The 21,925-nt window shown below is 52.9% G+C and carries 20 protein-coding genes and 1 pseudogene; 3 read left to right on the forward strand and 18 right to left on the reverse strand.

Annotated features, from left to right (window positions below):
- Nucleotides 1-8: 8 nt before the first annotated feature.
- Nucleotides 9-1,904 carry a methyl-accepting chemotaxis protein gene (locus ACO0U8_RS18240; RefSeq protein ID WP_421671389.1) on the reverse strand — a complete coding sequence of 632 codons (1,896 nt, stop codon included), beginning with the start codon at nt 1,902-1,904 and terminating at the stop codon, nt 9-11.
- Between the two features lie 323 nt (nt 1,905-2,227).
- On the opposite strand from ACO0U8_RS18240, the gene ACO0U8_RS18245 reads away from it, so the two are divergent.
- Complete coding sequence (locus tag ACO0U8_RS18245; protein ID WP_390973736.1) at nt 2,228-2,953, forward strand: 4'-phosphopantetheinyl transferase family protein; 726 nt, start codon at nt 2,228-2,230, stop codon at nt 2,951-2,953.
- A 92-nt stretch (nt 2,954-3,045) separates the two neighbouring features.
- On the forward strand, nt 3,046-3,615 hold the full coding sequence (locus ACO0U8_RS18250; protein ID WP_136375916.1) for an NADPH-dependent FMN reductase: 570 nt from the start codon (nt 3,046-3,048) through the stop codon (nt 3,613-3,615).
- Nucleotides 3,616-3,677: 62 nt separating this feature from the next.
- Here ACO0U8_RS18250 and ACO0U8_RS18255 read toward each other — a convergent pair whose 3' ends face one another.
- Together ACO0U8_RS18255 and ACO0U8_RS18260 are read right to left on the reverse strand one after the other, a co-directional pair.
- On the reverse strand, nt 3,678-5,015 hold the full coding sequence (locus ACO0U8_RS18255; RefSeq protein ID WP_421671390.1) for an NCS2 family permease: 1,338 nt from the start codon (nt 5,013-5,015) through the stop codon (nt 3,678-3,680).
- 296 nt (nt 5,016-5,311) lie between these two features.
- A complete protein-coding gene (locus tag ACO0U8_RS18260) occupies nt 5,312-6,145 on the reverse strand; it encodes a sugar phosphate isomerase/epimerase family protein (protein WP_217204188.1) in 834 nt (277 codons plus the stop codon).
- A gap of 121 nt (nt 6,146-6,266) precedes the next feature.
- Here ACO0U8_RS18260 and ACO0U8_RS18265 point away from each other — a divergent pair, with 121 nt between their 5' ends.
- The gene (locus ACO0U8_RS18265) at nt 6,267-6,959 is read left to right on the forward strand and encodes a TetR family transcriptional regulator (protein ID WP_122097128.1); all 693 of its coding nucleotides are present in this window, start codon (nt 6,267-6,269) and stop codon (nt 6,957-6,959) included.
- A gap of 67 nt (nt 6,960-7,026) precedes the next feature.
- Here ACO0U8_RS18265 and phoU read toward each other — a convergent pair whose 3' ends face one another.
- From phoU to atpE, 15 genes and pseudogenes are all read right to left on the reverse strand, one after another.
- Entirely contained in the window at nt 7,027-7,755 is a 729-nt protein-coding gene (gene phoU / locus ACO0U8_RS18270) for a phosphate signaling complex protein PhoU (protein ID WP_056775944.1), read from the reverse strand.
- A 10-nt stretch (nt 7,756-7,765) separates the two neighbouring features.
- On the reverse strand, nt 7,766-8,533 hold the full coding sequence (pstB, locus tag ACO0U8_RS18275; RefSeq protein WP_013577692.1) for a phosphate ABC transporter ATP-binding protein PstB: 768 nt from the start codon (nt 8,531-8,533) through the stop codon (nt 7,766-7,768).
- An 87-nt stretch (nt 8,534-8,620) separates the two neighbouring features.
- The gene (gene pstA / locus ACO0U8_RS18280) at nt 8,621-9,508 is read right to left on the reverse strand and encodes a phosphate ABC transporter permease PstA (RefSeq protein WP_056775945.1); all 888 of its coding nucleotides are present in this window, start codon (nt 9,506-9,508) and stop codon (nt 8,621-8,623) included.
- Nucleotide 9,509: 1 nt separating this feature from the next.
- Nucleotides 9,510-10,466, reverse strand: a complete 957-nt coding sequence (pstC, locus tag ACO0U8_RS18285) for a phosphate ABC transporter permease PstC (protein ID WP_056775946.1) — start codon at nt 10,464-10,466, stop codon at nt 9,510-9,512.
- A 94-nt stretch (nt 10,467-10,560) separates the two neighbouring features.
- On the reverse strand, nt 10,561-11,601 hold the full coding sequence (pstS, locus tag ACO0U8_RS18290; protein ID WP_122097126.1) for a phosphate ABC transporter substrate-binding protein PstS: 1,041 nt from the start codon (nt 11,599-11,601) through the stop codon (nt 10,561-10,563).
- Nucleotides 11,602-11,811: 210 nt separating this feature from the next.
- Nucleotides 11,812-12,537 (reverse strand): annotated as a pseudogene (rluF, locus tag ACO0U8_RS18295) (23S rRNA pseudouridine(2604) synthase RluF); the annotation flags it as partial.
- Between the two features lie 100 nt (nt 12,538-12,637).
- On the reverse strand, nt 12,638-14,467 hold the full coding sequence (glmS, locus tag ACO0U8_RS18300) for a glutamine--fructose-6-phosphate transaminase (isomerizing) (protein WP_056775950.1): 1,830 nt from the start codon (nt 14,465-14,467) through the stop codon (nt 12,638-12,640).
- A gap of 132 nt (nt 14,468-14,599) precedes the next feature.
- Nucleotides 14,600-15,967 (reverse strand): bifunctional UDP-N-acetylglucosamine diphosphorylase/glucosamine-1-phosphate N-acetyltransferase GlmU, encoded by a 1,368-nt coding sequence (glmU, locus tag ACO0U8_RS18305; RefSeq protein WP_421671391.1) that lies wholly within the window; start codon nt 15,965-15,967, stop codon nt 14,600-14,602.
- 271 nt (nt 15,968-16,238) lie between these two features.
- On the reverse strand, nt 16,239-16,661 hold the full coding sequence (locus ACO0U8_RS18310) for a F0F1 ATP synthase subunit epsilon (RefSeq protein ID WP_056775953.1): 423 nt from the start codon (nt 16,659-16,661) through the stop codon (nt 16,239-16,241).
- A gap of 33 nt (nt 16,662-16,694) precedes the next feature.
- Complete coding sequence (gene atpD, locus ACO0U8_RS18315) at nt 16,695-18,077, reverse strand: F0F1 ATP synthase subunit beta (RefSeq protein ID WP_056775954.1); 1,383 nt, start codon at nt 18,075-18,077, stop codon at nt 16,695-16,697.
- A 32-nt stretch (nt 18,078-18,109) separates the two neighbouring features.
- A complete protein-coding gene (atpG, locus tag ACO0U8_RS18320) occupies nt 18,110-18,973 on the reverse strand; it encodes a F0F1 ATP synthase subunit gamma (protein ID WP_056775955.1) in 864 nt (287 codons plus the stop codon).
- A gap of 71 nt (nt 18,974-19,044) precedes the next feature.
- Complete coding sequence (gene atpA, locus ACO0U8_RS18325) at nt 19,045-20,586, reverse strand: F0F1 ATP synthase subunit alpha (RefSeq protein ID WP_056775956.1); 1,542 nt, start codon at nt 20,584-20,586, stop codon at nt 19,045-19,047.
- Between the two features lie 12 nt (nt 20,587-20,598).
- Nucleotides 20,599-21,132: a F0F1 ATP synthase subunit delta gene (atpH, locus tag ACO0U8_RS18330; RefSeq protein WP_056775957.1), complete on the reverse strand. Its 534-nt coding sequence runs from the start codon at nt 21,130-21,132 to the stop codon at nt 20,599-20,601.
- Nucleotides 21,133-21,146: 14 nt separating this feature from the next.
- Entirely contained in the window at nt 21,147-21,617 is a 471-nt protein-coding gene (atpF, locus tag ACO0U8_RS18335) for a F0F1 ATP synthase subunit B (RefSeq protein WP_056775959.1), read from the reverse strand.
- 65 nt (nt 21,618-21,682) lie between these two features.
- Nucleotides 21,683-21,922: a F0F1 ATP synthase subunit C gene (gene atpE, locus ACO0U8_RS18340; RefSeq protein WP_004093904.1), complete on the reverse strand. Its 240-nt coding sequence runs from the start codon at nt 21,920-21,922 to the stop codon at nt 21,683-21,685.
- Nucleotides 21,923-21,925: the final 3 nt, after the last annotated feature.

Genomic DNA, 21,925 nt, shown 5'->3' on the forward strand with positions numbered 1-21,925 from the left:
TTAGAGGATCACAACTTAAAACCGGCAACCACGGTTTGCAGCTGAACGGTTTGATCCTGCATCGCCTGTGCGGCGGCTGACACCTGTTCCACCAGCGCAGCGTTTTGCTGGGTGGCGTTGTCCAGCTGGGTGATCGCGACGTTCACCTGCCCTATGCCGAGGCTTTGCTCCTGACTTGACGACATAATTTCATTCATCAGCGTCGCCACGTTATTCACACCGCCCATCACTTCATCCATGGTGGAGCCCGCCGTCGCCACCAGCTGGCTGCCGGTGGCAATATCCGCCACAGAGTCTTCGATGAGTTTTTTAATTTCGCGGGCAGAGGTCGCTGAACGCTGCGCAAGGCTGCGCACTTCGGACGCCACGACCGCAAAACCACGCCCCTGCTCACCGGCACGGGCCGCTTCCACCGCCGCATTCAGCGCCAGAATATTGGTCTGGAAGGCGATGCCGTCAATCACGCTGATGATATCGACGATTTTGTGTGAAGAACGGGTGATAGACCCCATCGTTTCAACCACCTGTTTCACCACTTCCGAGCCTTTTTCAGCAACGGCAGAGGCTTCGCGCGCCAGCTGGTTGGCCCCTTCCGCGTTAGCGGCATTCTGTTTCACCGTGCTGGTCAGCTCTTCCATTGACGCGGCCGTTTCAACAATTGAACTGGCCTGCTCCTCGGTACGCGCGGAGAGATCGAGATTTCCGCTGGCGATCTGCCGTGATGCAGAGGTAATGGCCAGACTGCTGTCGCCGACCTGACGGAGGATCGTTTGCAGGAACGACAGGAAACTGTTGAAGCTCTGATTGATGTCATTGAATTCCGGGCTGCGGCTTTCCGGTAAGCGACGGGTAAGATCCGCGCCCCCCGCCGAAAGCTGGCTGATATTTTTATGCAGCGCAGCAAGCTGACGCATGAACATCTTGATGACCACAATCAGTACAATCAGCAACAGCAATACCATCGGGATTTGCACCATGCCAAGGCTGGCAAGAATACTGTGCGTGCGCGTCAGCAACTGGCTGGTCGGCATGTCCGTGACGATGTACCACGGTCCCTGAATTTTGCTCATGAACATTGTGTGGGACGTGCCGTCGCTGTCGTAATCAGCCATCAGTTCTGGCTGGTTATCAATCTGGTCAAGGCTCTGACGGATTTGTGCCACCAGCGCTGACTGTTCGCCTAATGAAGCCAGCTTTGGCAGTTTTTCATCGCTGGCGTGGCTGGTGCCAACGATGGTGCCGTCTTTCTCAACGATATAAATCTTACCGTTAACCTTCTTCTCCATCGCGATCACCAGCTGGTTAAAGAAGCCCAGCGTGACGTCAATGGTGGCAACGCCCCATTGCTTGTCGCCTTTATAAATCGGCATGGCGCAGTTAGTGCGCGGCTGCGTGCTGGCATCATCGAAATACGCCGGTGCCCAGACACACTGTCCTTTTTGGCCTTTTGACGCCGCCAGATACCAGGACTGATCAAAGTAGTTAGGTGATTCAGCGCTGTTCCAGAAGGTGTTAACCGTCAGGAGATTATTACTATTGCGCGCAAAAAAGGTGCTGAATTTGATTTTTGCGGGATCGCGCTGATTCGGCAACGGCCAGATGCCGCCGCCAAAGACAGCAGAATCACCGTACTGATCGACCAGCGCGGGCAGCAGGCGATCGATACTGTCGCTGTCCATTTGTGCGACAGTTTGCGTGATGGTACGGACCTGTGATTCCACTTTATTCAGGCGATCGTTAATCGCGATCGCCACATCCGCCACCTGACTGGCAACCAGCTTACTCTCGGTTTGTTTCAGTTGGGGTGCGATAAAGACCTGGATAACAATGAGCGTAACGATGATCAGCACAATAAAAAACAAGCTGATCAATGCGATAAAGCGAGATTGTGTTGTTTTTAACATTTTAGGGTACTCACCGGCAAAGCAGCGAGATCGCTGCTTAAATACTAACGGCATTTTCTGATGTTTCTTTATGTTGCTATAGTAGATATATCTGGTGGTCAGATCATCCGGGTGAAAAACCAGAACATCGTGTTGATGAGATCTCTTCTCACCATGAGGGTAAATACGTGATAGCGCTCACTAAAGCGTTATGAAAATCTTTCGGAAAAGTAAAATAAGTGTGGTGTGCCGCGGGTTTTAATCAGTTTTTAATGATTTCTCTTAATGTTATTCTTATCTGATATTGAGAAAATATGGTCGAACCATTAATCATGGAGTGAACAATGGCGTGCCATTTTGCAAGATGGGCAGTAACGGATGCAGAACCTGATACTCACCGGGTGCCCAAAGACATCGTATTATCCGCAAGAAACCTTTCCGAAAAACAGCGCCGTCGCTTTCTGAACGGGCGCGTTCTGCTCGCAGAAATGATTTTCTATCTCTACGGCATCCCCGAACTGCCCAACGTCATTACCTTGCCCAGCGGTCGCCCAAGTTTCGAATCTCCTGATCTTCCCGATTTCAGCCTGGCCTATGCCGGGAGTACGGTCGGCGTATTGATCAGCAGCGAAGGCAAAGTGGGGCTGGATCTGGAAATCATTCACGCCCGCAGTGCGCTGGTTAATCCTCAGCAGCAGGAGCAGTTGTCCGCCGTCGAGAAAACCTGGATTGCCATGCAGTCCGATCCTATCGAGTCTTCATTGCAGTTGTGGTGCATCCGTCAGAGCATGTTGAAAATGTCCGGGATGAATGAGCAGAATCCGCTGACGCTGAGTCTGAATCCTGCCTCGGGGCGATTACGCTCTACCGTGACGCCGGAGGCGCAGGTGATGAGCGACATCGAAGGGCCGATCACCTGGGCGTGCGCGCAGTCGCCGTCGATAATTCGTTTGCAGTGCTGGCGTTATGAACCGGAAAATGGCTTTACCCGCACGCAAACCCTGTCTGTCGATCAGCAATCCGAATCACCGCATTACATGAAATTCATCAGCCTGCCGCCTGCTAAATAAAACTTCACCTATGTTTTCATTAACCTTATATATCGCCATGTCGTTTTTCGTTTAAGGTAGAACCCAAACGTTATCCATAACAGGAGTTAACCATGTCAGCTCAGCCACTGAAGTTTGTCACACTGTTAGGTAGTCTTCGCAAAGGGTCTTATAACGCGATGGTCGCCCGCTCGCTGCCGAAAGTCGCGCCAGCCGGTGTCACGATTGAAGCGCTGCCGTCGATTGGGTCTGTGCCGCTTTACGATGCGGATATTCAGCAGGAAGACGGGTTTCCGGCCGATATCGAGGCCATTGCGGAACAAATCCGTCAGGCCGACGGGGTGATCATTGTGACGCCGGAATATAACTACTCGGTGCCCGGTGGTCTGAAAAACGCTATCGACTGGATTTCACGCCTGCCTGACCAGCCTTTAGCCGGTAAACCGGTACTGATCCAGACCAGTTCAATGGGACCGGTAGGCGGAGCACGTTGCCAGTATCATCTGCGTCAGATTCTGGTTTTCCTGGATGCGATGGTGATGAACAAACCTGAGTTCATGGGCGGCGTGATCCAAAGCAAAGTCGATGAGCAGACCGGTGAAGTGATTGATCAGGGGACGCTGGATTTCCTCAAAGGCCAGCTCACTGCCTTTGCGGATTACACGCACCGCGTCAGCAAATAATTCCCTGTCTCAGAAATGCAAACAGCCCGCAAATGCGGGCTGTTTTTTTATCGTGATAAAAATCAGTGTGCGTCGACAAACGCGATTTTCAGCACGAACAGTAAGGCCACCACGACCACGCACGGGCTGATTTCTCTCCAGCGGCCGGTGCCCAGTTTCATCACCACGTAAGAGATGAAGCCCAGCGCGATACCTTCGGTGATCGAGAAGCTGAACGGCATCATCACTGCGGTCACGAACGCCGGAACGGCTTCAGTCAGGTCATCCCATGACACGCGCGCCAGACTAGACGTCATCAGCACGCCGACATAAATCAGTGCACCGGCGGCCGCGTATTCCGGCACCATACCCGCCAGCGGGGAAATGAAGATCACCAGCAGGAACAGTAAACCGGTCACCACTGCCGTCAGGCCGGTACGCCCGCCCACAGACACGCCAGAGGTGCTTTCGATGTAAGCCCCTACCGAAGATGTGCCGATGAACGCGCCAGCCACAGAGGCCACGCTGTCAACGTACAGCGCCTGCTTCATCTGCGGGAATTTGCCCTGCGCATCCGCCAGACCGGCTTTGTCGGTGACACCGATAAGCGTACCCGAGGAGTCAAACAGGTTCACCAGCATGAAGGAGAAAATGACGCCCGCCAGACCGATGTTCAGCGCACCTTTCAGATCCACCTGGCCGACAACGGTGGTGATACTTGGCGGCATCGACCAGAATCCGTTGTAGTGCACATCGCCAATCATCAGGCCAATGCCGGTGGTAACAATGATCGACACCAGCACAGAGGCGTGGAAATTACGCGACGCCAGAACGGCGATAATGAAGAAGCCCAACACACCCAGCAGAACGTTGTGCGAGGTCAGGTTACCAATGGTCACAATGGTGTCCGGGTTCGGCACAATAATTCCGGCATTTTTCAGCCCCATCATGCCGATGAACAACCCAATACCGGCGGTGATCCCCACACGCAGGCTGACCGGAATATTGGCTATCATCCAGTAACGGATACGGAAAATGGTCAGCAACAGCAAACCCACCGCGCCCCAGAAAATCGCGCCCATCCCGACCTGCCAGGAAACGCCCATCGCGCCCACCACCACAAATGCAAAGAACGCATTCAGCCCCATTGCCGGTGCCAGCGCGACAGGCAGATTAGCGATCACGCCCATCAGGATGCTGCCGAAGGCGGCAATCAGACAGGTGGTCACAAAGACGGCCTGTTTATCCATGCCCGCGACACCCAGAATCTGCGGGTTCACGAAAACGATGTAGACCATGGTCAGGAAGGTGGTTAAACCGGCGATAGTTTCAGTGCGAACCGTCGTACCGTGCTGCGTCAGTTTAAACAGACGCTCAGCCAGTCCTTTACCACCGGTCGCATAGCTGTGTGGTGTGCTCATGTGTGAGTTCCAAAATGGGGGAAAAACAATCGGGGGGTATCCTAAGGATTTTAGCGGAAAAGCGCCAGCACTGGATGGGGAGGATTACATCACTCGTTCGGGCCGGATTCCATAACTCACATCAATGTATTCAGAATAAACACGCAACCACTTGAATAAGTTTTACGCTCTGCCGTTCAGGCACTCAGCGAAGCGTTCAGACACTGCATAAACCCGGCACAGGTCGTCAGCCCGGGGACCTGCGCGCCAGAATGACCGCCAATATGTCACGTCCGCAATGACATATTGGCGATGAATCAGTCTTCGGAGGTGATCTGATGATAAGCCTGCATGCGTTTTTCCAGCTCGGTGAGCGAGCGCAGACCATCCGCGAGCGGCAGGATTTTATCGTTGAAGATTTCCAGTGACCACGGCCCGCTGAAGCCTTTTTGATTCAGCGTACTGACAAAATCCACCAGCGGTAAATCGCCTTGTCCGGGATAGCAGCGGTAGCTGCGGCTCCATTGTTGTACGTTCATGTCTTTGAAGGGCGCGTCGGCCAGTTGCAGGAAGCTGATTTTATCCAGCGGAACCTCGTCCAGCCGGTCGAGATTATCGCCGACGGCCAGCACGTGAAAGCTGTCCAGGACAATGCCCAGCGCCGGGTGATTGACCTCACGCACGCGATCCCAGGCCTGCAGATAGCGGTTAACGTGTTTCCCCCACGCCAGCGCTTCGTAGCCGATGCGGATAGCGTACGGCTGCGCCATGTCGGCCAGGACAGCAAGATCGGCAATCTGTACCTCGCGTTCGGCAGAGCTGTCGGCGTCGGTGTTGCTGCACACCAGCAGATGATCGCAGCCCAGTTCGCTCATGAGATCAAACTGACGCCGGGCGCTGGCGAGTTTTTCAGGCCGTTTTTCCGGCGCGACGCCTTCAAAATCGCGAAAAGGTTGCAGCAGGAAGATACGCAACCCCAGAGAATCCGCCAGATTGCGGATAGCGACCGGCTTGACCGGGTTTTTCAGTAAATCATCTTCAAAAATTTCCACACCATCAAACCCGGCAGCGGCAATCGCCTTCAGTTTTTCAGGCAGGGTTCCGGGCACAGAAACCGTCGCAATGGAACGTAATCGGGAAGTTGCAGGCAAAATAGCGTCCTTTTTATCAGGTTTCGGTTCTTACAGTAGTGGACCCTGAACCCTCGTTCGTCAAGTGTTGCGGGCAGGTGCGCACGGATTGTCGCCAGGCTGATTGTAACCGGGCGAATCAATGGTTAATCTCTGGAGCGTAAATGTGGTTAACGATGAGGGTAAGACGCTGAGCAGCCAAAGTTCCCCGGCGCCGGGACGTAAAAATGATCCGATAGGCCTGAAGCAGCGCATTTTCGACAGCGCACTGGCTGAGTTCGCCGAATCGGGCCTGATGGGCGCGCGCATGGAAAATATCGCCGCCAACGCCAACACCACAAAACGCATGGTGGTCTATCACTATAAGACCAAAGAAGCGCTGTATTTGCTGGTGCTGGAGCACGTGTACCGTGAGATCCGCCAGCATGAGCTGGCGCTGGATTTATCGGCGTTTCCGCCGGCGGAAGCCATCGTGAAGCTGGTGGAAGCCAGTTTTGATTTCCACGTCTCGCATCCGGAATTTATCCGTATTGTCTCCACCGAGAACATGCTGCGCGGGCGTTTTATCCGTCAGTCCACCAGCATTCGGGAGATCAATAAATCCGCGTTAACCTTGCTGGAAGATATTCTGGAACGGGGAAAGCAGAGCCATCTGTTTAAAGATGATGCGCAGGCGCGCGATGTGCACCGGCTGATCAGCAGTTTATGTGTTCACCAGGTGGCTAATCAGTACACTTTCGGCGCGTTATTTGAAAATCCTGATGAAGTGGATTTACAGGTCGCGCATTATCGCCAGCTGGCGGTCATGGTGGCACTGCGATACGTCATGAAATAACCCGCTGATCGGACAGCAAAAAGGCCTCAACGGAGGCCTTTTTCATTGGGACTGTGTCACTGACCGGTTACTCTTTTTTCTCTTTGCTGTCGGTCAGTAATTTATCCAGGGCATCACCGCCGACGTGACGGAAATCCTGACCTTTCACGAAGTAGAAGATGAACTCACAAATGTTCTGACAACGGTCGCCGATACGCTCTATAGAGCGGGCGCAGAACAGCGCAGTCAGCACGCTCGGAATTGTGCGTGGATCTTCCATCATGTAGGTCATCAGCTGACGCACGATGCCTTCATATTCCTGATCCACTTTTTTGTCTTCGCGGTAAATACGCACGGCTTCGTCGAGATCCATGCGCGCAAACGCATCGAGCACGTCATGCAACATCTGCACGGTATGGCGGCCCAGCGATTCCAGGCTGACCAGCAATGGCTGATGCAGATGCGAGAATTTTTCCAGCGCGGTACGGCAGATTTTATCCGCCACGTCACCGATGCGTTCCAGCTCGGAAATGGTTTTGATGATCGCCATCACTAAGCGCAGATCGCTGGCGGTCGGCTGGCGCTTGGCAATAATGCGCACGCAAGCTTCGTCGATCGCCACTTCCATCATGTTCACTTTGTCATCACCTTTGATGACCTGCTGCGCCAGCTCCGCGTCCTGATTGTGCATCGCGGTGATAGCGTCCGTCAGTTGCTGCTCGACCAGCCCGCCCATTGCCAGCACCTGAGTGCGGATGTGTTCAAGCTCTGCATTGAACTGGCCGGAAATATGTTTATTTAAGTTCAGGTTATCCATTTTTCTTACCTCAACCGTAACGGCCAGTAATGTAATCTTCGGTCTGTTTACGCGCTGGCGAAGTGAACAGCGAGTCAGTGTCGCTGTATTCGATCAGTTCGCCCAGATACATAAACGCAGTGCGGTCTGAACAACGCGCAGCCTGCTGCATGTTGTGCGTCACAATCACTACCGTGTAATCGGATTTTAATTCGGTAATGAGCTCTTCGATACGGCCCGTGGAAATCGGATCCAGCGCCGAGCAAGGTTCATCAAGCAGCAACACATCAGGGCGGATCGCGATACCGCGCGCGATACACAAACGCTGTTGCTGGCCGCCGGACAGGCTGTAACCGCTCTGGTGCAGCTTGTCTTTGGATTCATTCCACAATGCCGCTTTGGTCAGCGCCCACTGCACGCGCTCGTCCATATCGGTACGGGAAAGTTTCTCAAACAGACGCACACCAAAGGCGATGTTGTCATAAATCGACATCGGGAACGGCGTCGGTTTCTGGAACACCATGCCGACTTTGGCGCGCAGCAGGGCGATATCTTGCTTATCGACCAGAATGTTTTCGCCGTCGAGCAGGATTTCGCCTTCCGCGTGTTGTTCAGGATACAGCTGATACATTTTATTGAACGTGCGCAGCAGCGTGGATTTCCCACAGCCTGACGGGCCGATGAAAGCGGTGACTTCGTTCTTGGCAATATCCAGGGAAATATTTTTCAACGCGTGGAATTTGCCGTAATAAAAGTTCAGATCGCGAACCTGAATCTTGCTGTTGGATGCGTCAGTCATTCTCAGACATCTCTCTTATTCGTGCGCCGCATCGCGACGCAGGGAAAACAGTGAGGCCAGCCGACATCGCCTGCCCTCAATAATGAATTATTGTTTCTTCTGCGCGAAAATCACACGCGCCAGAATATTCAGCAACAGTACGCACAGCGTAATCAGCAGCACGCCCGCCCACGCAAGTTGTTGCCATTCACCGAACGGGCTCATCGCGAACTTAAAGATGGTCACCGGCAGGTTGGCAATCGGCTGCATCATGTCGGTGCTCCAGAACTGGTTGGAGAGCGACGTGAACAGCAGCGGCGCGGTTTCACCGGCAATACGGGCAATCGCCAGCAAGATACCGGTGATAATGCCGGAAACCGATGCTTTCAGCGTGATGGCCGAAATCATCTTCCACTTTGGTGTACCCAGTGCGTAAGCCGCTTCGCGCAGGCTGTCCGGCACCAGTTTGAGCATGTTTTCGGTGGTACGAATCACAATCGGGATTTGCAGCAGCGCCAGCGCCAGAACGCCCGCCCAGCCGGAGAAGTGCCCCATTTTCGCCACCATAATGGTGTACACAAACAGACCGACGACGATAGATGGCGCAGAAAGCAGAATGTCGTTGATGAAACGAATAAACTCCGCCAGCCAGGATTTACGGCCATATTCGGCCAGATAAATTCCCGCCATCACGCCCAGCGGCGTACCGATCACGGTCGCCCACAGAATAAGTAATCCGCTGCCTGCGATGGCGTTAGCCAGACCGCCGCCCGCGGTATTCGGTGGCGGGGTGTTTTCGGTAAAGAGCGCCAGCGACATGCCGTCTACGCCTTTCACTACGGTCGTAAACAGGATCCACACCAGCCAGAACAGACCGAATGCCATGGTCAACATCGACACCATCAGCGCCAGACGGTTCTTCTGGCGACGCCATGCCTGGCGTTTACGGCGCGATTCCAGCAGTTCAGGTGTGCTTTGCATTTCGAGTGTCGTCATCTTAACGGCCCTCTTTCTTAGCCAGGCGCAGAATCATCACTTTCGACAGCGCCAGAACAATAAAGGTGATAACAAACAGGATGAGGCCGAGTTCCATCAGCGCGGCAGTATGCAGACCGGCTTCCGCTTCCGCGAATTCGTTGGCCAGCGCCGAGGTAATACTGTTGCCCGGCATATACAGCGAGACGCTGTCGAGCTGGTAGGTGTTACCGATGATAAAGGTCACCGCCATGGTTTCACCCAACGCGCGGCCAAGGCCTAACATCACACCGCCAATCACGCCGTTTTTGGTGAACGGCAGCACGATGCGCCAGATCACTTCCCACGTCGTACAGCCAATGCCGTATGCAGACTCTTTCATCATCACCGGCGTTTGTTCAAACACGTCACGCATCACAGACGCGATGTAAGGGATGATCATGATGGCAAGGATCACACCGGCGGCCAGAATACCGATACCGAAACCGGGGCCGGCGAACAAGGCGCCGACGATCGGGATGCCGGAGAGCACGTCACCGACAGGCGTCTGGAAATACTGCGCAAACAGCGGTGCAAAGACGAACAGCCCCCACATGCCGTAAACAATACTGGGGATCGCCGCCAGCAGTTCGATAGCAATACCCAGCGGGCGCTTCATCCAGTTAGGGGCAAGTTCGGTGAGGAATAATGCGATACCAAAGCTGACCGGTACGGCAATCAGCAAGGCGATAATCGAGGTCACCACGGTGCCGTAAATCGGTACCAGTGCGCCGAATTGTTCGTTCGGGGCATCCCAGGTTTTAGTCCACAGGAAGGATAAACCAAACTTTTCGATGCTTGGAAGGGAAGCAATAAACAGCGAGACGATAATACCGCCCAGCATTAATAACACGATCAGCGCAGCCAGTTTGACCAGCGCGCCGAAGATGATGTCACCGTTTTTGCTTGGTGCCTTAATAGCCGGCTTGTATTCAGCCATACCACTCTCTTTTAATTCAGATTTAATTCCCTCCCCGGCCGGAGAGGGAATGAAGCAGAAGACTTGTACTCTATATCAGACGTAAGGTCAGATCCTAGTACAGTGCTTTACCGCTGGAATCTTTAATGTTGGTTTTCCAGGCTGCGCGGATCTGTTCAACAACAGAGTCAGGCAGTGCGGCGTAATCCAGATCGGTCGTCAGTTTGTTGCCGTTTTTGTAAGCCCAGTCGAAGAACTTCAGCACTTCAGTGCCTTTCGCTGCATCGGCCTGGTCTTTGTAAATCAGGATGAAGGTGGTGGAGCTGATTGGCCAGGCGTTATCACCTTTCTGATTCGTCAGATCCTGAGCGAAGGTTTTCTTCCAGTCAGCGCCTTTGGCTGCTGCGCTGAAGGATTCTTCCGTCGGAGAAATCGCTTTACCGTCAGCATCAACCAGTTTGGTGTATGCCAGGTTGTTCTGTTTAGCGTAAGCGTATTCTACGTAGCCGATGGAGCCTGGCAGACGCTGTACGAAGGCCGCGACGCCGTCGTTACCTTTACCGCCCAGACCGGTAGGCCAGTTAACGGTAGAACCTGAACCGATTTTCTCTTTCCACTCGTTGTTCACTTTCGCCAGATAGCTGGTGAACACGAAAGAGGTGCCTGAACCATCAGCACGGCGAACGACCGCGATGTTGGTGTCTGGCAGTTTCACGCCCGGGTTCAGCTTAGTGATCGCCGCGTCGTTCCACTTTTTGATTTTGCCGAGATAGATATCACCCAGCGTTGCGCCGTCCAGCGTCAGCTGACCGGATGTGATCCCAGGGATGTTTACCGCCAGTACCACACCACCGATTACGGTTGGGAACTGGAACAGGCCATTTTTGTTCAGATCTTCTTCTTTCATCGGCGCATCAGAGGCACCGAAATCGACAGTCTTGGCAATAATTTGTTTCACGCCGCCGGAAGAACCGATGCCCTGATAGTTCACCTGGTTGCCGGTTTCTTTCTGGTAAGCATCCGCCCACTTGGCGTAAACAGGGGCAGGGAAGGTACCGCCAGCACCAGTCAGATTACTGGCAGCGAAAGCAGACATTGCTGTGAGGGAAAAAGTCGCTGCTACAAAACCGGCGACGGTGTTACGCATCAATTTCATGTTCCACTCCTGGTGGTTTTAAACTTCCCGACTTAATGTCGACGTTAATTAAAGTGTTTGGCACAGGAGGAAAATAGGACAATTAGGTGACAGTAAAATGTACGTTATATGACAGTTTTATGACAGTGGTCACAATTGGACCGAAGTGGGCAATACAGAGGAAACAAGGGATGCTTTTGGGGGTAAAACGGGCTTTCAGAGCGATTATTGGTCGGAAACCGAATGTTCGATACGCCTGAACAACTCACTCCGCTCCTCGCCGGTTAACTCGCGCGATTCCCCCGGCGGCAGTGCGGCAAGATGGATATTCATGATCCGCACGCGTTCAAGCCGTGTGACTTCATAGCCAAAATATTTCGCCATGCGGCGGATCTGACGGTTAAGCCCCTGCACCAGGGTAATACGAAAGACGTCATCGGATTCTTTGATCACTTTGCAGGCTTTCGTTACGGTTCCCAAAATCGGGACGCCAGCGCTCAGACCGAGAATCAATGCGTCGGTCACCGGTTTGTTAACGGTCACCACGTACTCTTTTTCGTGATCATTACCGGCGCGCAGGATCTTATTCACGACATCGCCGTTATTGGTCAGCAGAATCAGCCCGTGGGAATCTTTATCCAGACGCCCGACAGGAAAAATGCGCTGGCTGTGACGGATGAGCAAACCGATGTTATCCGCCAGACCGTCATCCATTGTGGTGATGATCCCCACCGGTTTGTTCAGGGCGATCAGCACCAGGTCATCCTGGTCGCGCAGCCCGATCTGTTGACCATTCACGTTCACCACATCACCCGGAAATACTGGCGCGCCAAATCCCGCCTGCTTATCGTTGATAAAGACCAGCCCCTGCCCGACGTAACGATCGGCGTCACGGCGCGAACACATGCCGCTATCGCTTATGTATTTATTTATTCGAACGGAAGGAGTGGTCAGCATTCAGCAGTGCCTTTCAGTTAAAGGCGGACTATACCCTGTTGCTGCTCAGAAATAAAAAAAGCGCCCGCAAGGGGCGCTCAGCAACTGATGGGACAGATTGTTATTCTACCGTGACGGACTTCGCCAGGTTACGTGGCTGGTCTACGTCAGTCCCTTTAATCAGCGCGACATAATAGGACAGCAGCTGTAGCGGAACGGTGTAGAAAATCGGTGCAACAATCTCTTCAACGTGAGGCAACTGGATGATTTTCATGCCTTCGCTGTCGGTGAAACCGGCATTCTGATCGGCGAAGACATACAGCAGGCCACCACGGGCGCGCACTTCCTCGATATTCGACTTCAGTTTTTCCAGCAGTTCATTATTTGGCGCAATCACGATCACCGGCATATCGGCGTCAATCAGCGCCAGCGGGCCATGTTTCAGCTCGCCAGCAGCATAGGCTTCTGCATGAATGTAAGAGATCTCTTTGAGCTTCAGCGCACCTTCCATCGCGATCGGGTATTGATCGCCACGACCGAGGAACAGGGCGTGATGCTTGTCAGAGAAACCTTCTGCCAGAGATTCGATGGTTTTATCCAGCGATAACATCTGTTCAATACGCGCAGGCAATGCCTGAAGTGCATGAACAATATCGTGCTCGACCTGAGGCGCCATGCCTTTCAGACGGCCCATACGCGCTACCAGCATCAGCAGAACGGTAAGCTGAGTGGTGAACGCTTTGGTGGAAGCCACGCCGATTTCAGTGCCCGCTTTGGTCATCAGCGCCAGATCGGATTCACGCACCAGCGAGGAACCGGCAACGTTACAGACAGCCAGAGAACCGAGATAACCCAGCTCCTTAGACAGGCGCAGTGCAGCCAGCGTATCAGCCGTTTCCCCGGACTGAGACAGCGTGATGATAAGGCTCCCCGGACGCACGGCGGATTTGCGATAGCGGAATTCAGAGGCGATTTCCACATCACACGGCATGCCGGCCAGCGCTTCGAACCAGTAACGCGCGACCATGCCTGAGTTATACGACGTCCCGCAGGCGATAATCTGAATGTGCTGAACGCGTGACAGAATATCGTCAGCTTTTTCACCCAGTTCGCTCAGGTTCACTTCACCGTGGCTGAAACGTCCTTCCAGGGTGTTTTTGATTGCCAGCGGCTGTTCGTAAATCTCTTTTTGCATGTAGTGACGGTAAACACCTTTATCACCGGCGTCATACTGCACTTTAGATTCAATTTCTTCGCGCTCAACGGCATGACCTTTTTTGTCATACACGCTGACAGAGCGACGTTTAACTTCTGCCACATCACCCTCTTCCAGGAACAAGAAGCGACGGGTAACAGGCAACAGCGCCAGCTGGTCTGAAGCGATGAAGTTTTCACCCACGCCACGGCCAATCACCAGCGGGCTGCCGGAGCGCGCAGCGACCAGAACGGACGGATCGCGTCTGTCCATCACGACGGTGCCGTATGCGCCACGCAGTTGTGGGATAACACGCTGAACCACTTCCAGCAGCGTGCCGCCCTGAAGTTGTTCCCAATGCACCAGATGCGCGATCACTTCGGTATCCGTTTCAGAATCAAAACGGTAACCGCGCTCGATCAGCAATTCACGCAAAGGCTCGTGGTTTTCGATGATGCCGTTATGCACAACCGCAATATAATCAGACACATGAGGATGGGCATTCGCTTCTGAAGGTTCGCCGTGCGTTGCCCAGCGGGTGTGTGCAATACCGGTGCCGCCGTGCAAAGGATGTTGATCCAGTGCATCAGCCAGCATCTGTACTTTGCCGACACGACGTAAACGCCCCATCTTCCCTTCCGCATCAATCACAGCCAGACCGGCTGAGTCATAACCGCGGTATTCGAGACGGCGTAAACCTTCTAACAGAATTTCAGCAATATCGCGTTGCGCTACTGCGCCTACAATTCCACACATCAGTTTTATTCCTATTGAAGGTCTTTCGGACCTTTTTTGATGCCTGACCTGATTTATCCGCGAGCCCCGTTTTCCGGTGTACCTGCGGTTCCCCGAGCCTTGTAGAAGTTGGGGATTATTATGTAATGCTTATTATTTCTTCACCGGTTTTTGCCAGTCAGGTTTATGCACCTGAGGCACCCGGCTTAACAGTAAACCGTTGTCGGGAACATCGCGCGTGACTGTGGTGCCCGCCGCGATGGTCACGTTGTTACCGATACTCACCGGCGCCACCAGCTGGGTGTCAGAACCGACGAAAACATCGTTACCAATAATCGTTTTGCTCTTGTTCACGCCATCGTAGTTACACGTGATGGTGCCCGCGCCGATATTCACGTTATCGCCGATATCAGCATCGCCGAGATAGGAAAGATGGCCGGCTTTAGAGCCTTTGCCTAAACGTGACTTTTTGATTTCAACGAAATTGCCAACGTGAGCATTTTCAGCCAGCTCAGCGCCGGGACGCAGACGGGCAAATGGCCCGACCGTGCAGCCGCTTTCCAGCACGGCATCTTCGAATACGCTGTAAGGGCTGATTTCGCAGTCATCGCCGATCACGCAATTTTTCAGCAAGCAGCCAGCGCCGATTTTGACGCGGTCGCCCAGTTTTACGTGGCCTTCGATAATCACGTTTGTGTCGATCAGCACGTCGATACCGTGAGACAGTTCGCCACGCAGATCAAAACGCGCCGGATCCATCAGCATGACGCCTTCCAGCAGCAGACGCTCGGCCTGTTCGCTCTGATATACGCGCTCGAGACGCGAAAGTTGCAAACGGTTATTTACGCCATCCACTTCGCTGTTGCGCGCAGGATGTACGGTAGCGATCTGGTGACCTTCAGCATGCGCCATCGCAATAATATCGGTGATGTAGTATTCACCCTGCGCATTGTTGTTGTTCAGTTTGCTCAGCCAGCGTTTCAAAGAGGCACCGTTAGCCACCAGAATGCCGGTATTGATTTCCTGAATTTTAAGCTGTTCTTCGCTGGCATCTTTCTGTTCGATAATCCCGGTCACCGTGGCGTTTTCACGCACAATCCGGCCATAACCGGTGGGGTCTTCGAGCACAACGGTCAGTAAGCCAATGCCACCTTCCGGTTTGGCTTTGAGCAATTTTTCCAGCGTATCGACCGAAATTAACGGGACATCGCCGTACAGCATCAGCACATCTTCATCATCGGCAAAGAAAGGCGCTGCCTGTTGCATCGCGTGGCCGGTGCCCAACTGCTCCGCCTGCAATACCCAGTTCAGATCACTGCCTGCCAGATTTTTCTTCAGCAAGTCGCCACCATGGCCATAAACCAGATGCACGTTTTTCGCCCCCACCTGAGTGGCGGCGTCAATAACGTGTTGCACCATTGGCTTACCCGCCAATGAATGAAGAACTTTAGGAAGGTTGGAGTACATGCGTGTCCCCTTGCCTGCGGCAAGGATCACGACACTCAGTGCGCTGTTCGACATAGGTAACCTGACAAATCCAATTTGAGTGACAAAAGTAACCCGTTCAATGGTCGGATTACTACATATTTCGCTTCAAAAACCACCCGCAGGCCGCAGCCTGTAAGGGTTGTACACGCTATAGACTACAGCAAAAAATCTGAGGGTAAAATGCCCACTTATCCGGCAAGTATTCCATTAAAAGCCCTGTTTCGCTTTCGGACAAATGCTAGAAAGTGGCTTATTTAAAAGCAAAAAAAAAGCGACCCAAAGGTCGCCTTTTAAACTGATGTCTTTACATCGCTTTCCTGGTCAGTTCGATAACGCGAAGTTTCGCGATCGCCTTGGCCAGTTCTGCTGACGCCTGAGCGTAGTCAACGTCGCCGTGAGAACTATTGATATGTTCTTCCGCTTTGCGCTTAGCTTCAAGCGCGCGCGCTTCGTCGAGGTCTTGCCCACGGATTGCAGTATCAGCCAACACGGTTGTTGCATTCGGCTGCACCTCAAGGATGCCGCCGGAAAGATAGATATACTCTTCTTCCCCGTGTTCTTTAACAATGCGCACCATGCCAGGCTTGATGGCGGTGAGCAGCGGAGCATGCCCCGGGAAAATACCCAGTTCGCCTTCGCTACCCGTCACCTGGATCTTTTGTACCATGCCGGCAAACATACGTTTTTCCGCACTGACAACATCCAGATGGTAAGCTTTTTCAGCCATGTCATCCTCTCTCAATACCACAACAAACTAGCGTTACAGTTTCTTGGCTTTTTCCACTGCTTCTTCAATGGTGCCAACCATGTAGAACGCTTGTTCCGGCAGGTGATCGTAGTCGCCGTCCATAATGCCTTTGAAACCACGAATGGTATCTTTCAGCGATACGAACTTGCCCGGTGAACCGGTAAAGACTTCGGCCACGAAGAATGGCTGGGACAGGAAACGCTGAATCTTACGCGCACGGGATACAACCAGTTTGTCATCTTCTGACAACTCGTCCATACCCAGGATCGCGATGATGTCTTTCAGTTCCTGGTAACGTTGCAGAATGGACTGCACGCCACGAGCCACATCATAGTGTTCCTGACCAACAACCAGTGGATCCAGCTGACGGCTGGTGGAATCCAGTGGGTCAACCGCCGGGTAAATACCCAGAGACGCGATCTGACGGCTCAGTACCACGGTCGCATCTAAGTGAGCGAAGGTGGTGGCTGGAGATGGGTCAGTCAAGTCATCCGCAGGGACGTAAACGGCCTGTACGGAGGTGATAGAACCACTTTTAGTTGAGGTGATACGTTCTTGCAGAACGCCCATCTCTTCCGCCAGCGTTGGCTGATAACCTACCGCAGAAGGCATACGGCCCAGAAGTGCGGACACTTCAGTACCGGCCAGGGTGTAACGGTAGATGTTATCGATGAACAGCAGGACGTCACGACCTTCATCACGGAATTTCTCCGCCATGGTCAGGCCGGTCAGTGCCACACGCAGACGGTTGCCTGGTGGCTCATTCATCTGGCCATAGACCAGGGAAACTTTGTCGATAACGTTGGAGTCGGTCATTTCGTGGTAGAAGTCGTTACCCTCACGAGTACGTTCACCCACGCCAGCAAACACTGAATAACCGGAGTGCTCGATCGCGATGTTACGGATCAGCTCCATCATGTTTACCGTTTTACCTACACCCGCACCACCGAACAGACCGACTTTACCGCCCTTAGCGAACGGGCACATCAGGTCCATAACTTTGATACCGGTTTCCAGCAATTCCTGGGAGTTCGCCAGCTCTTCATAAGAAGGGGCCGGACGGTGAATTGAACGACGTTCTTCTTCGCCGATTTCACCTTTCATGTCGATTGGTTCACCCAATACGTTCATGATGCGACCCAGAGTCGCTACACCAACCGGAACTTCAATTGGGTGTTCCAGGTTGTTCACTTTCAGATTGCGACGCAGGCCATCTGATGTACCCATTGCGATACAACGAACAACGCCGCCACCCAACTGCTGCTGAACTTCCAGCACCAGTTTGGAGGTACCGTTTTCTACCTCAAGAGCATTGTACACATTCGGTACTGCATCCTGAGGGAACTCGACGTCCACCACGGCGCCGATTACCTGGATAATCTTTCCAGTAGCCATCTTGAATCCTCTACGTAATTCGTAAACCTAGCTTAAACCGCGGAGGCTCCCCCGACGATCTCGGTGAGTTCCTGAGTGATGCTGGCCTGACGAGCTTTGTTGTATACCAACTGCAGCTCTTTGATCAGGCTGCCGCCGTTATCGGTTGCGGCTTTCATCGCTACCATTCGCGCGGCCTGTTCGCTGGCCAGGTTTTCTACGACGCCCTGATAAACCTGGGATTCCACATAGCGACGCAGGAGGGTATCCAGCAGTGCTTTAGGGTCCGGCTCATACAGGTAATCCCAGGATTTTTTCGCCAGTGCGCCGTCTTCTGCCGGTGGCAGAGGCAACAGCTGTACGATGCGTGGTTCCTGAGACATGGTATTGACGAATTTATTGCTGACAACGCATAACTTGTCTAAACGACCTTCGTCGAAAGCCTGCAGCATCACTTTTACCGGTCCGATCAGTTCTGACAGAGAAGGGTTATCCCCCATGCCAGTGACCTGAGCAACAACGTTGCCACCCACGGAGCCGAAGAAAGAGGCTGCTTTGGAACCGATCAGGGCGAGATCAACTTCGACACCTTTTTCGGACCAGCCTTTCATCTCTGCAAGCAGCCTTTTGAACAAGTTAATGTTCAGACCACCACAAAGACCACGGTCGGTAGACACCACCAGATACCCGACGCGCTTAATTTCACGCTCATCCAGGTAAGGGTGCTTATATTCCAGATTACCTAACGCAAGGTGACCAATCACTTCACGAATGGTTTCTGCATAAGGACGGCTGGCCGCCATACGTTCCTGCGTTTTACGCATTTTGGAGGCGGCGACCATTTCCATCGCTTTAGTGATCTTTTGCGTGTTTTGCACGCTGCTGATCTTACTACGTATCTCTTTTCCGCCGGCCATCTCTGCTTCTCCTCATGACCAAACGGCCTGCTGCTTATCTGCCTTAAGCAGGGCAGCAAGGCCGCTTAGTGTTACCAGGACTGGGTTGCTTTGAAGGTATCGAGGATATTTTTGAATTTACCCTCGATCTCATCGTTATACGCACCAGTTTGGTTGATTTGCTGCAGAAGCTCGCCGTGCTCACGGTCGGCAAACGCCAACAGTGCCGCTTCGAAGCTACCGACTTTGGACAACTCAACGTCTTCCAGATAACCACGTTCCGCTGCGAAGATGATCAGAGACTGCGCCACGATTGACATCGGTGCGTATTGTTTCTGTTTCAGCAACTCAGTCACTTTCTGACCGTGGTTCAGCTGTTTACGGGTTGCCTCATCCAGATCGGAAGCGAACTGGGAGAACGCAGCCAGTTCACGATACTGTGCCAGTGCGGTACGAATACCACCGGACAGTTTTTTCATGATCTTGGTCTGAGCAGCACCACCAACACGAGATACCGAGATACCCGGGTTAACCGCAGGACGAATACCGGCGTTAAACAGGTTGGATTCCAGGAAGATCTGACCATCGGTAATCGAGATTACGTTGGTCGGAACGAACGCGGAAACGTCGCCCGCTTGCGTTTCGATGATCGGAAGCGCAGTCAGGGAACCAGTTTTGCCTTTCACTTCACCCTTAGTGAATGCTTCAACGTATTCGGCGTTAACACGCGCAGCACGTTCCAGCAGACGGGAGTGGAGATAGAAAACGTCGCCTGGGTAAGCTTCACGACCTGGTGGACGACGAAGCAACAGGGAAATCTGACGGTAAGCAACAGCCTGTTTAGACAGGTCATCATAAACGATCAGTGCGTCTTCGCCGCGGTCACGGAAGTATTCACCCATTGCGCAACCGGAGTACGGTGCCAGGTATTGCAGTGCAGCAGATTCTGATGCAGTCGCAACAACAACGATGGTGTTTTCCAGTGCGCCGTGCTCTTCCAGTTTACGTACCACGTTAGAAATGGTGGACGCTTTCTGGCCGATAGCCACATAGATACATTTGATGCCGGAATCGCGCTGGTTGATGATCGCATCGATCGCCAGAGCTGTTTTACCGGTTTGACGGTCACCGATGACCAGTTCACGCTGACCACGACCGATTGGGATCATGGCATCAACGGATTTGTAACCTGTCTGCACAGGCTGGTCTACGGATTGACGTTCGATAACGCCAGGTGCGATTGCTTCGACAGCTGAGAAGCCGTCATGCTCTACCGGACCTTTACCGTCGATAGGTGCACCCAGGGTGTTAACAACGCGACCTAACAGGCCACGGCCAACCGGAACTTCCAGGATACGACCTGTACATTTTACTTTCATCCCTTCGGCGAGGTCTGCGTAAGGGCCCATAACAACGGCACCTACAGAGTCACGCTCCAGGTTCAGGGCGATAGCGTAACGGTTACCCGGCAACGCAATCATTTCCCCTTGCATGACATCGGCCAGGCCGTGCACGCGGATGATCCCGTCACTGACGGAAACGATAGTACCTTCATTGTGAGCTTCGCTCACTACATTGAACTGAGCAATGCGCTGCTTTATCAGTTCGCTGATTTCGGTGGAATTCAGTTGCATGCTCCAGTCCCCTTAAGACTGCAAGACGTCTGCCAGGCGTTCTAGACGACTGCGAACGCTGCCATCAATCACCATATCACCTGCACGGATAATGACACCGGCAAGAACAGACTTGTCAATTTTGCAATTCAGCTTAACTTTGCGAGACAAACGTTTTTCCATAGCAGCAGCAATTTTTGCCTGCTGTTCTTCCGAAAGTGGACTTGCTGAAGTGACTTCAACCTCAGCACTAGCCTCCAGTGAGGCGCGCAGTTCGATGAACTGCTGCAACACTTCCGGAAGAACGCGTAAACGTCCATTTTCAGCCATCACCCTAATCAGGTTCTGGCCTGCGTCGTCGAGTTGTTCACCACATACAGCAATAAACGTCTTGGACAGCGTTTCTGGTGCAGTCGCACCGGAAAGCAGCTCTTCAATCATTTCATTGCGTGTGACTTCAGCCGTGAACGCTAACATAGACTGCCAGCGATCTAAGCTTTGGTGCTCAACGGCAAAGTCAAAAGCTGCTTTGGCGTAGGGGCGAGCTACAGTTACAAATTCAGACATCAGCCCCTCCCTCCTTACAGTTCAGCGACCAGTTTATCAACGATGTCGCTGTTAGCAGCTTCATCCACGGAACGTTCGATGATCTTCTCGGCGCCAGCAATGGCCAAAATCCCGACCTGTTTACGCAACTCTTCACGTGCACGTTGGCGTTCGGCGTCAATCTCTGCCTTAGCTTGCGCTACGATCTTGTTACGTTCCTGCTCGGCTTCGGTCTTCGCTTCGTCGACGATCTGTGCTTTACGCTTGTTCGCCTGGTCGATGATTACCTGAGCTTCAGCTTTGGCTTTCTTCAGTTGGTCGGTCGCATCGGCTTGCGCTAAGTCCAGCTCTTTTTTGGCACGTTCAGCAGAAGACAAACCTTCAGAAATTTCTTTCTGACGTTTTTCGATGGCAGCCATAATTGGCGGCCACACGTACTTCATACAGAACAGGACAAACAGGACAAACGCGATAGCCTGGCCGAGGATTGTTGCGTTAAGATTCACAGCACAATGCCTCTTTCAAAGTGAAATATTTGATGTAGTTCGTTTAACCGTGAGCAAGCTCAGTGTTAAGCGACAGCAAACATCACGTACAGACCCAGACCAACAGCAATCATTGGGATTGCATCGACCAGACCCATAACGATAAAGAACTGTGTACGCAACAGAGGGATCAGGTCAGGCTGACGTGCAGCACCTTCCAAAAATTTACCACCCAAGATGCCGATACCGATTGCAGCACCGATTGCCGCCAGGCCCATCATCACAGCGGCAGCCATGTACAGCAGATCCATACTCAGGTTTTCCATGAC

This window comes from Rahnella sp. EDr1-12 (assembly GCF_049206505.1).
GTDB lineage: Bacteria > Pseudomonadota > Gammaproteobacteria > Enterobacterales > Enterobacteriaceae > Rahnella > Rahnella rivi.